Annotated in this window: 15 protein-coding genes; 11 read left to right on the top strand and 4 right to left on the bottom strand. The window is 58.2% G+C overall.

The features are described from left to right. The first annotated feature begins 286 nt into the window (after positions 1-286). From ABD997_RS01365 to ABD997_RS01340, 6 genes are all read left to right on the top strand, one after another. Positions 287-1,114 carry an SDR family oxidoreductase gene (locus tag ABD997_RS01365; protein WP_345315221.1) on the top strand — a complete coding sequence of 276 codons (828 nt, stop codon included), beginning with the start codon at positions 287-289 and terminating at the stop codon, positions 1,112-1,114. Positions 1,115-1,247: 133 nt separating this feature from the next. Further along, complete coding sequence (locus ABD997_RS01360) at positions 1,248-2,300, top strand: AraC family transcriptional regulator (RefSeq protein WP_345315220.1); 1,053 nt, start codon at positions 1,248-1,250, stop codon at positions 2,298-2,300. Between the two features lie 211 nt (positions 2,301-2,511). Then, positions 2,512-3,261 carry an electron transfer flavoprotein subunit beta/FixA family protein gene (locus ABD997_RS01355; RefSeq protein WP_345315219.1) on the top strand — a complete coding sequence of 250 codons (750 nt, stop codon included), beginning with the start codon at positions 2,512-2,514 and terminating at the stop codon, positions 3,259-3,261. 70 nt (positions 3,262-3,331) lie between these two features. Continuing rightward, positions 3,332-4,261, top strand: a complete 930-nt coding sequence (locus ABD997_RS01350) for an electron transfer flavoprotein subunit alpha/FixB family protein (RefSeq protein WP_345315218.1) — start codon at positions 3,332-3,334, stop codon at positions 4,259-4,261. Between the two features lie 311 nt (positions 4,262-4,572). Further along, positions 4,573-5,163: a hypothetical protein gene (locus ABD997_RS01345; RefSeq protein ID WP_345315217.1), complete on the top strand. Its 591-nt coding sequence runs from the start codon at positions 4,573-4,575 to the stop codon at positions 5,161-5,163. Between the two features lie 94 nt (positions 5,164-5,257). Then, positions 5,258-5,848 carry an HD domain-containing protein gene (locus ABD997_RS01340; RefSeq protein WP_345315216.1) on the top strand — a complete coding sequence of 197 codons (591 nt, stop codon included), beginning with the start codon at positions 5,258-5,260 and terminating at the stop codon, positions 5,846-5,848. Between the two features lie 73 nt (positions 5,849-5,921). On the opposite strand, the gene ABD997_RS01335 is transcribed toward ABD997_RS01340, so the two are convergent. Beyond that, positions 5,922-7,301 (bottom strand): YjiH family protein, encoded by a 1,380-nt coding sequence (locus ABD997_RS01335; protein WP_345315215.1) that lies wholly within the window; start codon positions 7,299-7,301, stop codon positions 5,922-5,924. 201 nt (positions 7,302-7,502) lie between these two features. After that, positions 7,503-8,429, bottom strand: a complete 927-nt coding sequence (locus ABD997_RS01330) for a M14 family metallopeptidase (protein WP_345315214.1) — start codon at positions 8,427-8,429, stop codon at positions 7,503-7,505. A 799-nt stretch (positions 8,430-9,228) separates the two neighbouring features. Between ABD997_RS01330 and ABD997_RS01325 the strand changes: the two genes are divergently transcribed. The 5 genes from ABD997_RS01325 to crp all read left to right on the top strand — a co-directional run bounded on the left by ABD997_RS01325 (position 9,229) and on the right by crp (position 13,330). Further along, the gene (locus ABD997_RS01325; protein ID WP_425557023.1) at positions 9,229-10,179 is read left to right on the top strand and encodes a hydrolase; all 951 of its coding nucleotides are present in this window, start codon (positions 9,229-9,231) and stop codon (positions 10,177-10,179) included. 47 nt (positions 10,180-10,226) lie between these two features. After that, positions 10,227-11,186 (top strand): DUF3187 family protein, encoded by a 960-nt coding sequence (locus ABD997_RS01320; protein WP_345315212.1) that lies wholly within the window; start codon positions 10,227-10,229, stop codon positions 11,184-11,186. Positions 11,187-11,308: 122 nt separating this feature from the next. Then, the gene (locus tag ABD997_RS01315; protein ID WP_345315211.1) at positions 11,309-11,560 is read left to right on the top strand and encodes a YheU family protein; all 252 of its coding nucleotides are present in this window, start codon (positions 11,309-11,311) and stop codon (positions 11,558-11,560) included. A gap of 52 nt (positions 11,561-11,612) precedes the next feature. Then, entirely contained in the window at positions 11,613-12,521 is a 909-nt protein-coding gene (locus ABD997_RS01310; RefSeq protein WP_345315210.1) for a phosphoribulokinase, read from the top strand. Positions 12,522-12,694: 173 nt separating this feature from the next. Further along, on the top strand, positions 12,695-13,330 hold the full coding sequence (gene crp / locus ABD997_RS01305; RefSeq protein WP_345315209.1) for a cAMP-activated global transcriptional regulator CRP: 636 nt from the start codon (positions 12,695-12,697) through the stop codon (positions 13,328-13,330). A gap of 91 nt (positions 13,331-13,421) precedes the next feature. Here the strand turns inward: crp and ABD997_RS01300 are convergent, their stop codons facing one another. After that, positions 13,422-14,219 (bottom strand): DUF1338 domain-containing protein, encoded by a 798-nt coding sequence (locus tag ABD997_RS01300; protein ID WP_345315208.1) that lies wholly within the window; start codon positions 14,217-14,219, stop codon positions 13,422-13,424. Positions 14,220-14,256: 37 nt separating this feature from the next. Beyond that, the gene (gene astD / locus ABD997_RS01295) at positions 14,257-15,717 is read right to left on the bottom strand and encodes a succinylglutamate-semialdehyde dehydrogenase (RefSeq protein WP_345315207.1); all 1,461 of its coding nucleotides are present in this window, start codon (positions 15,715-15,717) and stop codon (positions 14,257-14,259) included. Positions 15,718-15,864 lie beyond the last annotated feature (147 nt).

Genomic DNA, 15,864 nt, shown 5'->3' with positions numbered 1-15,864 from the left:
GATGGTAGTGTGGGAGTTCCCATGTGAGAGTAGGTCATCGCCAGACGCTTATTCAGATCAAGGCCCTGTCTTCGGACAGGGCCTTTTTCGTATCTGCGCGCCACCTCTACCCCTCCTGTATTGCACGAAGAGCGAGCCCCTTGATCTGGCAAGCCAGACCTGACTGATAGCCGACCGCGTATTGACGGGTTTTGCTGGTATTGACCGTTTCTTGTTTGCTTTTTGTTCTCTTGCCCTTAGGTTTATGACTGATTATCTGATTTTTCAGCCAGCCAGGATGCACTCAATGAGCAAGTTAGCAGGTAAAACCGTTTTCATTACCGGATCCAGCCGAGGGATCGGCAGAGAGATTGCCATTGCATGCGCAAAACAGGGCGCAAACGTGGTGATCGCGGCCAAATCCGATACGCCCCACCCTAAACTGTCCGGTACCATCCACAGTGTTGCGCGAGAGGTTGAGGAGGCTGGAGGCCAGGCGATGGCCGTGAAACTGGACGTCCGGGATGAGAAGGAAGTTCAAAGTGCCATGGCCCAGGCCGTGGATCGTTTTGGCGGTCTGGACGTTCTGGTCAACAACGCCAGCGCCATTGCGCTGACTCCGGTACAGCATACGGATATCGATCGTTTTGACCTTATTCATAGCGTCAACACACGGGGTACCCTGGTGTGCAGTAAGGCTGCTATCCCCTACCTCAAACAGACTGAAAACGCACAGATCCTAACGCTCTCCCCCCCAATTAATTTGGCGCCACACTGGCTTGGGCCCTACGGCCCCTACACCGTCACCAAATATGGCATGACTTTGTTGACTCTGGGCCTAGCAGAGGAGCTTAAGGGAGATGGGGTCCGCTGCAACTGCCTTTGGCCTCAGACCACGATAGCGACTGCGGCAGTTGAATATGCCATCGATGCGGCTTTGCTGAAGCGCTCACGGACACCGGCAATCATGGCGGATGCGGCGATGGCGATCCTAACCTCGGAGGAAGCATCGTTGACCGGTCAGTGCCTTACTGATGAGCAGGTTCTGCGCGATAGCGGAGTGGTCGATTTCGAACCTTACAAAGTGGACCCGGCGTGCGAGCACCTGATGCGGGACCTCTATCTGGATCGCTGACGATGCGCGTTTTCTGTTATCTACCGGCGCCCACCTGAGTGTGGGCGCCGCTGTTTTCCGGTTTGATTTTTCTCTCTCGATCCAATCGTGGCAGGATACAGCCAGGTGAACGGAGAGCGGGGAGAAAGGAGTGGTGAGTAAGCGGGAAGGGGTCTCCATGGACTATATCGAGGTGTTGCTGAGTCACGCCCGTCAACAAGGTTATGACGTGGTGTCCCTGCTCAGTGCCAGTGGCATCACGGAATCCATGCTGACGCAGCAAAATGATCTTCCGGTTCGCCAGTTTGGTCGACTTTACCAACGTCTTGTGAACCTGGCGCAAGATGACTCCTTCGGCCTGTTGACCGGTGGGAAAACCCCCAACGGGATGTTCCGGATGATGTGCTATTGCATCGCGCACTGTGCCACATTGGAAGATGCCCTGCATCGGTGCAGTGAGTTTTACGAGATATGCAAAGGCCCCACCATCAAACCCCACCTCTCTGTTTCGGGTGAGACTGCCCACTTTCATTTTGTCGCCCTGAAAACGCTGCCGGCGGGGACGCTAAAAAATGTGGTATCCAACGAGTCACCGACACTGATCCGCACAACGCTCTCCATCTGGCACCATTTCATGAGCTGGATGATCGGTCGGCGGCTGCCTCTGCAGCGTGCCTGTTTTACCTTTGCCGAGCAGCCTAACCGTCAGGATTACGAGTGGCTGTTCCAGTCTGATTTGCGGTTTGCGATGGCGGATAACCGACTTGAGTTTGACGCTCGTTGGTTGAAACAACCCTTGGTCCAGGGAGAAGCGGCCTGGCGTGGTTTCCTGAAAACCGCTCCCTATCAGCTGATGGTGATGGTCAATGGTGATAGCTCCGTCAGTGCTCGTATCCGGGCACTTTTCGGTCGGGATTTCAGCCGCCCGCTCCCCAGCCTTTCGACTGTCGCCAGCCAGTTAGGGATGTCCGATCGCACGCTGCGAAGACACTTGGCGGAGGAGGGAACCAGCTACACCCGGTTAAAGCATGCCTGTCGGAAGGAGGCCGCGCTGGATTACCTCAGCTGTCCGGATCTGTCTATTTTTGATGTCGCAAGACTGGTCGGATTTGATGATCCCAGCCCCTTCATTCGTGCCTTTCGCCAGTGGGAAGGGGTGACACCTGGAGATTATCGAAAGTCGCTTTTGAAAGGCTCAATGGTGTAAGTGTGTGCTCGCATTCTTCATCATGGTGAAGGGTGGGAAGTGTCTATCTGGGTAAGGGTGTAAACTTGGCTGGCCGGTTGTGTCGGTGGCTTTGGCCGAATTGGTCATTGGCAAAGTGAAGCGTCATACACACAATGGGATCCTCTTTCCTGCGTCAAGGATGCGCACCCCTTGTGCCACACAGGACGCTCAGTCAAATCAGGTAGAAGCGATGAAAGTACTGGTCGCGGTAAAACGCGTAATCGATTACAACGTACGGGTTCGGGTGAAATCCGATAACTCCGATGTGGACCTGGCCAACACTAAGATGGCCATCAACCCCTTTTGTGAGATCGCCGTCGAAGAGGCGGTACGACTCAAGGAGAAGGGGGTTGCCGATGAGATCGTGGTGGTCTCCATTGGTGATAAAGCCTGTCAGGAGCAGTTGCGTACCGCCTTGGCATTGGGTGCCGACAGAGCGATCCAGGTCGACGTCAGTGAGGCGATGGATCCACTGACCATCGCCAAGCTGTTGAGCAAGGTTGTGGAGCAGGAGCAGCCCGGCCTGGTGCTGCTGGGTAAACAGGCGATCGATTCCGATAACAACCAGACCGGCCAGATGCTGGCTGCACTGACTGGCCTGCCCCAGGCCACCTTCGCGTCTGAGTTGGTGATCGAAGGCGAACACGCCATCGTGACCCGGGAGATCGACGGCGGGTTGCAAACCCTGAAACTGTCGTTGCCCGCCGTGGTCACCACGGATCTGCGTCTGAATGAACCCCGCTATGCCTCTTTGCCCAACATCATGAAGGCCAAGCGTAAACCGCTCGAAGTGGTCACCGCGGATGATCTTGGCGTGGCGGTGACCTGCAAGCTGAAGACACTGAAGGTAGAAAACCCACCAGTACGCCAGGCCGGCGTCAAGGTCGACAGTGTGGCGCAGTTGGTAGATAAACTGAAGAACGAAGCCAAGGTGCTGTGAAGCGCCCGGTTGACTATGGAATTGTGCCTCGGTGCCCAGGCGGCGAGGCGACAGCGAAAAGGATTAGGTTATGACCACTTTGGTTATTGCAGAGCATGACAACAGCGAGCTGAAGCCGGTAACGCTGAATACCCTGGCCGCGGCCAAGGCGATCGGTCAGGAGATCACCCTACTGGTGGCGGGGAGTGGCTGTCAGGCGGTTGCCGATCAGGCCAGCCGCATCGAGGCTGTCGATAAAGTTCTGGTGGCGGATAACGTTGCCTATGAACATCAACTGGCGGAAAACGTGGCCGCCCTGGTGACGGAACTGGGTACCGGTTTCAGCCATCTCCTGTTTGCGGCGACGACCACAGGTAAGAACATTGCGCCGCGGGTCGCCGCTGGGCTGGATGTAAACCAGATCTCCGAGATCATCAGCGTGGAAAGCGCCGATACCTTTACTCGTCCCATTTATGCCGGCAATGCTATCGCTACCGTTCAGTCAGAGGATCCGGTCAAGGTGATCACTGTCCGGGGTACCGGCTTCGATGCCGTGGCCGCCGAGGGGGGCAACGCGCCGCAGGACAGCATAGGTGCCGTCCATGACGCCGCGACCAGTGCGCATATTGAAGACAAGCTGGCCGTTTCGGACCGTCCCGAGCTGACGGCTGCCTCAGTGGTGATCTCCGGTGGCCGTGGCATGGCCAATGGTGAGAACTTTAAGCTGCTGGATGGTATTGCCGACAAGCTGGGCGCCGCCGTCGGCGCTTCCCGTGCCGCAGTCGACGCCGGTTTCGTGCCCAATGACATGCAGGTGGGACAGACCGGTAAAGTCGTCGCGCCGCAACTCTACATTGCCGTCGGGATCTCCGGTGCCATTCAGCATCTGGCGGGAATGAAGGACTCCAAGGTGATCGTCGCCATCAACAAGGATGAGGAGGCACCCATCTTCCAGGTGGCCGACTACGGCTTGGTGGCGGACCTGTTTGACGTGTTGCCGGAGCTTGAAGCGGCACTGTAAGCCCAACTCTACTCTGTCAGATCAACGGCCTCCCTGGGGGCCGTTTTTTATGGCTACCCGTCACAGAGGCGCCGGTTAAGCAGAGTGATCTTCTGGGCTCTGTTGTTAAATGTATGATTTTAATGGTGTAAGTTGTATATCCATAATTATGCTGGCGCTTATTGCCCCTGCGCCTCATATTGACACGCTGTAAGCATAAACTTGGATGGATCTCCTATTCAGGTTCGCACTGGTAGTGTTTTGGTTGGTGGGCCCGGTTTGCCTCCCCACTTGGCTCCCTCCTATAGTGCGGTGGCAAAAAGGAGAACAGAATGCATAAATTCACACTGCTGTCTTTGGGGGGCGCCTGCCTGCTCAGCCTTTCGGCCCAGGCCGCATTTACCACCAAGGTGCCGGAACAGGTGGCCTTCTTTGATCAGCTTCGGGCGCACTGTGGCAAAGCTTACGAGGGCAAGCTCGTCGCCGGTGGCCGTGAGGGGGATGGCTTCACCAGTCAGCGATTGGTTATGCATGTGCGGGTGTGTGAGGAGGACCAGATCCAGATCCCCTTCCATGTTGGCGAGAATGCCTCTCGGACCTGGATCCTGACTCAGACCGGTGCCGGTATCCTGCTCAAGCATGATCACCGCCAGCCCGATGGCAGTGACGATGAGTCCACCATGTACGGTGGCCATACCCTGGAGCGTGGTTATGGGAATTACCAGCGTTTCCCTGCGGATGACTATTCCAAGGATCTTTTCACCCGCCTGGGGTTCCCCCAGTCCAATGGCAACGTCTGGCATATGCAGGTCTATCCGGACCGCTTCACCTACCACCTCACCCGGGATGCCCGGGAGTTTCGCATTGATTTCGACCTGACCAAACCGGTGGAGGCGCCGCCGGCTCCCTGGGGTTATCGTTGATTACTGCGCCCCCCTGCGGCTTTAAGTGACCACTGCGCTCGCGGGCCCGGACCCGGGACGGTTAGAATGGCGGGCCCAACCTTAGGAGCCCGTCATGCACAGCCAGATCTGCCAGATCCTCGACTTTATGGTTGAGATTGAAAAGCTCAAAGATGTTCATCGCCAGACACGCCCCGTGGGCCTCACCCGCTTCGAGAACTCCGCCGAGCACAGTTGGCACGTTTGCCTGACGGCACTGATGTTCAAGGATTATGCCAATGAGCCGGTCGATATTGACCGGGTGATCCGGATGCTGCTGATCCATGACCTGGGCGAGATTGATGCCGGTGACACCATCATCTACGCCAGTGAGACGCCAGAGAACAAAGCGGCCGAGGAACAGGGGGTTCGCCGCTTGTTGGCCTTGTTGCCCGATGAGCAGCAACAACGGGAGTATTTGGCGCTGTGGCTGGAGTTCGAGGCGGGAGAGAGTGCAGATGCAAGGTTTGCCAAGGCGATGGATCGGGTTCCACCGCTGATGCAGAACCTCAACGGAGGGGGGCACAGCTGGCAAAAGCATGGCATCAGCAAGAACCAGGTGCTTCAGATCAACCGTCGTATCGGCCGGGGAGTCGCCCCCTTGTGGGAGGTGCTGGAGCAGAAGCTGGATAAGGCGGAAGCCGATGGTCTGTTGCGTCGCGAATGAGTACCAAGGGTTTGTAAGAAAAACGCCACCCGACTCGGGTGGCGTTGTGCGTTCTGGGGAGAAGAGCCTTGTGTCAGAACACCCAGTGGGCCACCAGCACGATGATGGGGAGGGTGATCAGCGTCCGCAGGATAAAGATCGCCATCAGTTCAAAGATGTTCAACGGCAGCTTGGAACTCAGGATAACGGAGCCGGTCTCTGACATGAAGATCAGCTGGGTTACGGACAGGGCCGCGATGATGAAGCGGGTCATCTCACTTTCCAGCCCGGTCACCAGGATGGAGGGGACATACATATCGGTAAAGCCCACCATCACTGCCTGTGCCGCCTGATCCGCCAGGGGAACCTGGAGTAGCTCTAGAACGGGGACGAAGGGGGCACCAAGCCAGCTGAACAGTGGCGTGGCTTCGGCAATGACCAGGCCGATGGTACCGACCGCCATGACGACCGGCAGGATCCCGATAACCATGTCCAGAGCATTATGCAGCCCCTGCTTGGCGACACCGCCCAGGTTGTCGATCTTATTGACCCGCTGCAGCGCCAGCTGGAAGCCATATTGACTGGCGGACATACCTGCCGGCACCAGCTCATCGTCCCGGTTGGGGGTGCTGCCATCGATGTAGCGGTCTTTCTTGTAGGAGAGTGGCGGCAGATGCTGGAGCACCATGGCGGCGACCACACCGGACAGACAGATGGCGCCATAGAAGGGCACGAAGTAGTTCTCCAGCCCCACCTGGGTCAGTACGACCAGTGAGAAGGAGATCCCGACGATGGAGAACATGGTCGCAACGACAGCCGCCTCCCGCTCGGTGTACTTTTTCTCTTCGTACTGTTGGGAGGTCAGCATGATCCCGACGGTGCCATCGCCGAGCCAGGAGGAGAGGCAGTCGATAGCGGAGCGACCCGGGAGTCTGAACAGGGGCCGCATCACTTTGCTCAAGAGGGTGCCAAGCAGTTCAAGCAGGCCAAAGTTCAGAAGCAGAGGCAGCAGCAGGCCGGCGAAGAAGAAGGTGACAAAGAGCGACGGCAAAAGGTCGTTCAGTACTAGACCACCGGTATCTCCGCTCCAGATGATCTCCGGGCCCCATTGGTTGAGGGCCATCAGGGTAAAGACCGCCCCAAAAATCCGGATCAGCAACCATGGCTTGGTGACCACGAACAGGCGGGTCATCAGCGCTGAGCCTGAAACCCACTTCGGCTGGATCAGGGTGGCCAGGCAGGAGATCAGCGCGGTGGCACAGATGACGGAGGTCACCGTCGGCAGGATGGCGTCCCCCAGAAGCCCCTTAAGGCCCTTAGCCATCAGGGCCAGGGGAAAGGTGAACTGGCCATCGACTGTCAGAGGTGCCAGGAAGAAGATCAGCCCCAGCAGGGAGGGGATGGCAAACAGCAGGATGTTCCGGGTCGTATTCAGCCCCTTGGGCGGCGCGGGAGCTAGGATCTGTTCTGTCATCGTACAACGTCCTCGATGAATTTTTATTCTTATAAAGTGAATATCAAATGATTTGGCTGGATAATAACAGGCAGGAGTTGGCGGTCAAGCACTCGGTGCTTTCCGATGCAGTATTTTTGTATAAGTATGCGTTGGTGAGGAAAGGTGAGCAGCTGGGTGGGCTCATCGTAAGCCGATGAGCCCCGCATGAAACGCGTCGGCTCAGCGTGCCAGCAGGAAGTCCAGGGCACCCACCACGGCGGCGACCTGGGCAGCATTGCATTGCGCCGGGGAGGCATTGGGGCTGTCGGGGTAAACCTCGGTGGTGGTGACGTAGGGGGCATCGGTCATGCCGCCGCAGAGAAACAGCTGCTTCTTCGGGTAGTGGATCACCCCCTCTTGCTGCACCGGCGCGCCGATGATCTCGCCCTTCTCGTCTGCCGGGGCGATGTGGGTGACAGCACTGACCGCTTCGATGATGGCGCGCTGAAACGCGGGCTGAGCCCGATCACTGTCATCTACGGTGTAGAACCCGTCGGGTATATGCTCGCTGGCGGCATCGAAGGGTTTGCCATCCCGAGCCATCAGGGCTGGCCGAAATTCGGTTTTATCGCTGTCGGTAGTTTCGTGCAGGTCCAGATGGGCAAGGAAATTCACGCCTTGAGACGCAACATAGGCCATGGCTGCGGCGGCTTCCTCCGAGGGACTGTTCTCCATGAAGCTGCGATTGGGATCGACACAGAGGGGATTCCATCGGTTAATCGTTTCGTAGCCCCAGGGACTGATGCAGGGCAGAGCCAGCAGATCGATCTGGTCCTCGTAGCGTTCGGCGACTTGGTCCATAAACGCCAGGGCCCCCTGGACGCCACTGGTTTCATAGCCGTGAACACCACCGGTGATCAGCACTTTGGGGCGGTCAGGGTGCCAGTCGCGGCTTTGCAGGGCATAGAGAGGGTAGCGATCAGGATCGTAGGAGAGTGCGCCATATTGGCAGAGGTCAAAGCGGTCGCCCAGTGCGGTGATCTTGGTGAGCACCTCCTCGGCGTAACTGCGCTGGATCTGTGCCTGTGCTCTCCACTGTGCTCGTTCTGCATCGCCCCAAGGTTGGCCTGGTGTGCCGATGGGGTAACGCTCCAATGTGCGATTCATAATGACTCCTTTATTAGGCTGCGCCGCTAGGGTAGCGCCCTCATTCTGCCAATGAAAGGCCAGTCGTGTCGCATACGCCAGGCTTCTGGACGAGACGGCGATAATTTTTTCAAAAATTTTTACTATTAAAAACAGGGTGATGCATTTTTTATTTTGCTCCCCTTCAACGGGACGCGAACTTTTCCCCCCGCGGGGCGTCTACTATTACGGACTCATCATCCTCCCTGCAAAAAGATTGGTCTTATCAACCGCTAGCGCCGTTGAGATGAGACTCAAGAACCCGCCCACAGCCTGTCACTGTGGGCTTTTTTTTGTTTCGAACTTCTCCCTTATGCCGTGACGAACCTTGGCTCCAGCAAGCATGTTGGCCCGGTGAGCGGCGATCTTTTGCCAGCCAGGCACCCAGCGGTGATGCCGACGCTTATCTGTCCACCGGATAGCCTGTGAAAATTTTCCTCGGACCGGTGAACTTTTTATTTTTCGAGGCGTCTACTCTTACGGACTCATCATCCTCCCTGCAAAAATTGGTCTTATCAACCGCTAGCGCCGTTGAGATGAGACCCAAAAAAACCGGCCCGCAACCTGTTGTTGTGGGCATTTTTTTGCCTCGAATATCCTGCCTGACAAAGATTGTGGCGGCTCTGTAAACTCTGTCCCTCCTGGCCCCTCTTGCTCCGAGTTTTCAAATGCTAATACCAGCGCCGATATTCATCGGCTGTGCCAGTGGCAAGAGCAGGGAGGTGCGGGTAAAGTGAGTCGCTTGAGATTGCATTCCGACTCCCGAGCGGCTGTTATGACCATCAAACCCGGATTTCGACCATCGCGCTGGTGGCGCAACGCACACCTTCAAACCATCTGGCCGGTGCTCACTAAGCCCTCCCATCCCCAGGCATTGAACCGGCAGCGGTTGGAGCTGACAGACGGGGATTTTATCGATCTGGATTGGCAGCGCCGGCCCGACCACAACGCGCCCCTTTTGTTGCTGGTGCACGGCCTGGAAGGCAGCGCCGATTCCCACTACATGCGTCGCTTGCTCAGCGATGCGGAAAACCAATCTCTGGCTGCGGTGGCGATGCATCAACGCTCCTGCTCAGGTGAGCCCAACCGGTTGACTCGCAGTTACCACAGTGGCGCCAGTGATGACCTGATGGCGGTGATCACGGAGCTTAAACGACAGTATCCAGAGAGCCCTCTCTGGGTGGTGGGCTATTCGCTGGGGGGAAACCAACTGGTGAAGTACCTGGGCGAGCAGCGAGAGTATGCCAGGGTCGAACGGGCCGTCGTGGTGTCGGCGCCTCTGGATTTGGCAGCCTGTGCGCGGCGCATGGAGAGGGGGTTCTCACGCGTCTATCAGACGCATCTGATCGGTCGGTTGCAGCAGAAGACCCGGGATAAGTTGGATCAGTTACCCCTGACTGAGCAGGAACTGAGCCGGCTTAAGACCTTTTACCAGTTTGATGACCGAGTCACGGCACCGCTCAACGGTTTTTCCGGTGCCGAGGATTACTATCAACAAGCCAGCGGTAAGGCTTTCTTGGCCCATATCGCCGTGCCGACCCTGCTGCTCCATGCGGTGGATGACCCTTTCATGACTGAAGCGGTGATCCCGGCTCCCGATGAGCTGAGTCCATCGGTGGAGTTGGAGCTCTGTCCTAACGGGGGCCACGTCGGTTTTATCGAAGGGGGTTGGCCCTGGTCGCCACGGTATTATCTGGAGCGGCGTATTCTCGGCTACCTCGCTGCGACTTAAGGTTTTTAATCTAGACTGAGAGATCCGATCCGCTACTCGAGGGGTTTATGAGCCCATGGTATCGAAGCGGGATCGCTCTCCTGATGTGGTTGGGGTGCGAGCCCTCAGCACACGCCACCTATTTCGAGGATGCCCCTTTGGCGATGCGCTCCCCGGCGCCAGCCAAAAGCCTAAGGCTGAGTCCTGTCCCAGCGGCGACGAGTTATGATTCGGGATGGTCACTCTCCGTCCTGGTCCAGGGCGCCAGTATCTACGCGCTTAACGAGACGTATGAGCTGGACTACTACCGGATGGATTACGGCCTGCTCCTCGAATTCAGCCCCAACGAGCGTTGGCAGCTGTCACTCGGCCATACCCTTGGGCGCAGCGATGATGCTCACCTGGATCAACTTTCCCTCACATTCCACGACCTCTTTGGCATCGGCCAGAACGGTCGAGATCAGGTTCCCAAGCACCGTTTTATGTCCCGCTTCCCAGAGTACGGCCTGGCCCAGGACGATTTTTCTTCCCGGACGCTGAGTCGGCAAACCGAGCTGGGCGTTGGCTTTCGGTGGTGGCAGCGAGAGCGGCACCAGATGAGCAGCCGCGTCACGGTTCAATACCATCAGGGGCCAACCCTATGGCGAGGGGGAGGGCGCTGGGACCAGGCACTGCAGTGGGATTACGGGTACCACACTCAACGGCACCGCTTTAATGCCATGGCGGCACTGAGTCACAGCGGTGCGCAGCGGGTCCTGGCGGCACCGGTCCGCCCCTACCAGTGGCACCTGGCGTTGGGGTACCGATTTCAGTGGCACCCCAGGCACAGCATGGAGCTGCAGTACCTGGTCAGCCAGGGGGGGCTGAAACGGGCCGCCGAGCTGTCCAAATCTACCCACGAGATCGCCCTGGCCTACCGCTTTCGATACCAGCGCCTGTGCTGGCAACTGGGCGTACTGCAAAACAGCGTGCATGCGGATAACAGTGCGGATGTCGCCTTTCAGACTGCGCTGCGTTACCTGTTTTAACCCAACAGAAACCGACATTGTCACCTACGGGAGGGGCTTTGTGGCAAGGCATTGAACGCCCAGAATTGACGGGGTGGGCAGCGGGGGCGACAATGAACGGCTACTCCCTAATCGGATCGCCCATGCTGATCGACTACGCCACCCTGAAAGAGGCTCTGCCGCCGGAAACCCTGGAGAACCTGATCCGTGAGTACCTGCTCGGTCAGGTGGGGGACGAGGGCTTTGATGAGCTCACCCCAGAGCGTCTCGCCGACTCGGCGGCCAGGGCGCATCATGCGCTGAGGCTCGGCGAGTTGGTGGTGGAATTTTCTGAGCAGGAGGAGAGCGTGGCGATCCGCCGGGCCGATGAGGTGGCCGCAGCGCTGGAAAATTGACCCTCGTTCCTCTCCCCTAACCACAGTATGTTTACCAAGGATTGAATCATCTATGTCGGCAAAGCACCCCATTATTGCCGTGACCGGCTCCTCCGGTGCGGGTACCACCACCACGACCAAGGCGTTTAAGCATATTTTTCGCCAGCTGGGGATCAGTGCGGCCCTGGTGGAGGGAGACAGCTTCCACCGTTACACCCGGGGAGAGATGGAGCTGGCGATCCGCAAGGCCAGGGAGGAGGGCAGGGCGATCAGCTACTTCGGCCCCGAGGCGAATGACTTCGAGGCGCTGGAACGCTTCTTTGCCGAATATGGCGAAACTGGGGCGGGGCAGATCCGACGCTATCTCCACACCTTTGATGAAGCCGTCCCCTTCAACCAGATGCCCGGTACCTTTACCCCCTTTCAGCCACTCACTGCGGACAGTGAACTGCTCTACTACGAGGGGCTTCATGGTGCGGTGGTCACGGACGAGGTGGACGTGGCACAACACGCCGACCTTTTGATCGGCATGGTGCCCATCGTCAATCTGGAGTGGATCCAGAAGATCATCCGTGACACCAGCGAGCGGGGTCACAGTCGGGAAAAGGTGATGGACTCCATTGTCCGCTCCATGGATGACTACGTTGCTCACATGACGCCTCAGTTTTCCCGCACCCATATCAATTTTCAGCGGGTGCCAACGGTCGATACCTCCAACCCCTTTTCCGCCAAAGATATCCCGTCCCTGGATGAGAGTTTCGTGGTGATCCGCTTTCGGGGCATCGAAGACGCCAACTTCCCCTATTACCTACGTATGATCGAGGGAAGCTTTATGTCACGTATCAATACGTTAGTCGTTCCTGGTGGAAAGATGGCTCTGGCGATGGAACTCATTCTGACGCCGCTTATTCGCAAAATTAAGGAGACACGCCAGCAGTGCCTGTTGGCGGAGCAGGCGAAGAAACTGCAAACCGGCCGTTAACGCAGTTGCTGATGGGATGAAGCATTTCGGAAAAAAATGTGCGCCGGGCGACGATCTTCTTCGTAAAAGTTGGATCGGCGTCAAAGTGTTGCTCACTTTACGCTATTAACATTTGCTCCTAGAATTCTGAATTAAGTTTCAAGCGATTTATCCTACTGAAGGGAATAAAGACTATGGCGTTGATTGGCAAGCCGAAGCCCGATCCGACTTTGGAGTGGTTCCTGTCCCACTGTCATATCCATAAGTACCCGGCCAAAAGCACTCTGATCCATGCCGGTGAAGAGTCCGACACGCTGTACTACATCGTTAAGGGCTCCGTTGCGGTGCTAATCAAAGATGAAGAGGGCAAGGAGATGATCCTCTCCTACCTCAATCAGGGCGATTTCATCGGTGAGTTGGGCTTGTTCGAGGATCAGCCCGAGCGGACCGCCTGGGTACGGGCAAAGTCGCCCTGCGAGATCGCCGAGATCTCCTACAAGAAGTTCCGTCAGCTGATCCAGGTGAACCCCGATATCCTGATGAAGTTGTCAGCACAGATGGCCCATCGCCTGCAGGATACCTCGCAGAAGGTAGGTGATCTCGCCTTCCTGGATGTGGCAGGCCGAATCGCGCAGACTCTCTTGAATCTGGCGCGCCAGCCGGATGCGATGACCCATCCCGATGGGATGCAGATCAAGATTACCCGCCAGGAGATCGGTCAGATCGTGGGTTGCTCACGGGAGACCGTAGGGCGGATCCTGAAGATGCTCGAGGAGCAGAACCTGATCCAGGCCCACGGCAAGACTATCGTGGTGTACGGCACCCGTTAAATCATCGCCAAAGCCAAACAAAAAGGCATCCCCAGGGATGCCTTTTTTGATGCCAGATAGTTGGGTCCCTACGGGACGATAAATCGCTGGATCAGCGTGCGTCGGTGGACTCGAAAATCTTGTCCGCCGAGGCGGCCACGAAGCCGGTGTAGAGCTGACCGTTGGGCTGAGGGTAGCGGCGGGCAAACTCGTAGAAACAGGCGGGGATGGTCAAAGCTCCGTCACGGAAGTTGACCTCCACGCGATCCGCCAAGGTCGAGGATTGTTCCAGCAACACGCTGGGGTCACCCTTGATCTCGCCGCCGCTCTGGTTGAGGTCAAAGCCTGCTTTGACCAGGGCCGTGTTGACCGCCTCCAGGCTGTCATACCGACTCAGGTCGTTGACCCGCACCGTGAAGTGGTTGGCCCGGTAGCCAAACGCTGCCAACCAGGCGGCATACTCGCTCTCCTGACGCAACTGGTGGTAAGCGGCTTGGTCTACCTGCCACCGGGCGCCGCTGTAGAGAAAGTCCGGCTGCTCAGCAGCCCCCTCCGGCAGCTGTGAAACCAGCGCCCGGGCCGTTTGCTGCAGTGACTCTGAGCACTGCTCCAGCAGTAGCTCTGAGATAAAGACCAGCGGCGCCTTCCCATCCGGATGTTCGAAATGGCGGGCAAACAGTTTCTTCTTTTCGAACCGGTACTCCCCCTTGGCTTCATAGCCCAGGGCCAGGAAGTGGGCGGCCAGGCGATCCAGCCCCACCTCGGGCAGGTTGAAAGTGCGAAATGCCACATGGTCATTGACCAGCGGAGCCCCATCTCCCAACAGTTGGTGGATCGGTTTCGCCGACGGGCATTGCGTCAGGTAGTCCTGCCACAGGGCTGTAAACAGGCTGTCGATACTGTGTTTCATGCCACCTCTCCTTGTCAGTTGCGTCAAACGGGTGCCGCTACAGCTCCAGTCCCGGGGCCAGGTTGTCGGGCAGGCTCACCTTGTCCGCTTCCATGGAGGCCACCGGGTAGGCACAGTAGTCGGCGGCGTAATAGGCACTGGCACGGTGGTTGCCACTGGCGCCTATGCCACCGAATGGGGCGGATCCCGCCGCGCCGGTGATCTGCTTATTCCAGTTGACGATCCCGGCACGGCTGCGGGGCAGGAAGTACTCCCAGTCGGCGGCATCGTCAGACAGCAGTCCGGCGGATAGGCCGTAGCGGGTGTGATTGGCCAGGGTGATCGCCTCGTCGAAGTGATCGTAGCGGATCACCTGAAGCAGCGGGCCAAAATACTCCTCGTCCGGCAGCTCGTCGATGGCAGTGACATCGATGACCCCGGGACGGATCAGGCCGGTACCGGGCTTGAGCAGCCGCAGGGGCTCCAGGACCTTGCCGCCCAGGTTCTCCAGCGTGCGCTGGGCGTCCAACATCCCCTCGGCCGCCGTGGCGGAGATCATGCTGGCGATGAAGGGGGCAGGCTCGGCATCCTGTTCGGCCACCCGGATCTTCGCCGTGGCCTCAAGCAGGCGGGTCAGCAGGGCATCTCCTTGGGGGGTGTTGGGCAGGTACAGGCGACGGGCACAGGTGCAGCGCTGGCCGCTGGAGATGAAAGCGGACTGGATGATGTCGTGCACCGCCGCGCGCTCATCCTCCACCGCGCGCACGATCAACGGATTGTTACCGCCCATCTCCAGGGCCAGGATCTTGCCGGGCTGGCCGGCATACTGCTGATGCAGCAGATGGCCGGTGCGGGAGCTGCCGGTGAAGAAGAGGCCGTCGATGCCGGGGTGGGCAGAGAGCGCCTTGCCGGTTTCCAGCTCTCCCTGGACCAGGTTGACCACGCCGGCGGGCAGCCCGGCCTGCTGCCATAGCTTGAGCACCTCTTGGGAGACCATGGGGGTCAGCTCAGAGGGTTTGAGCACCACGGTGTTGCCGGCCAGCAGGGCGGGAATGATATGGCCATTGGGCAGATGGCCGGGGAAGTTATAGGGGCCAAATACCGCCACCACACCGTGGGGTTTATGGCGCAGCATCGCACGGCCACCGGGAAGATCGTTTTGGCTGTCTCCGCTGCGCTCGGCCTGGGCCCGGATGGAGAGATCGACTTTACCGATCATCGCCCCAACTTCGGTCCGGGTCTCCCACAGGGGTTTGCCGGTCTCCTCGGCAATCACCCGAGCCAGGGCCTCCCGGTTCTGCTCAAGCTGCGTTTTGAATGCCTGGATCACCGAGATACGACGAGAGAGGCCACCAAGAGACCACTCTAGCTGAGCGGCGCGGGCGGCGGCGACGGCATCGTCGACTTGCGTCGGTGTGGCCGCATTGCCCTCCCAGAGAAGTGCGCCGTTGGCTGGGTTCTCGGATCGCATCGGGTCGCCTTTGCCCGCACACCATTGGTCGTTGATCAAATGGGTCATGCCGTATTTCCTTATCTGCGTTTGCGGCACCCTACTGTGGTGATGCCGTCTTTATCGGGGGCTCCAGCTTTCAAGCATCGCAGTAAGATACCGAACCCAGCACAATACACCGGTTTGGGCACCAACGGCGACGCTCGGATATGTCAC

The organism is Ferrimonas gelatinilytica (assembly GCF_039544205.1).
Taxonomy (GTDB): Bacteria; Pseudomonadota; Gammaproteobacteria; order Enterobacterales; family Shewanellaceae; genus Ferrimonas; species Ferrimonas gelatinilytica.
Note: the sequence above shows the minus strand (reverse complement) of the source record. Positions and strands in the feature narration are given on the sequence as shown.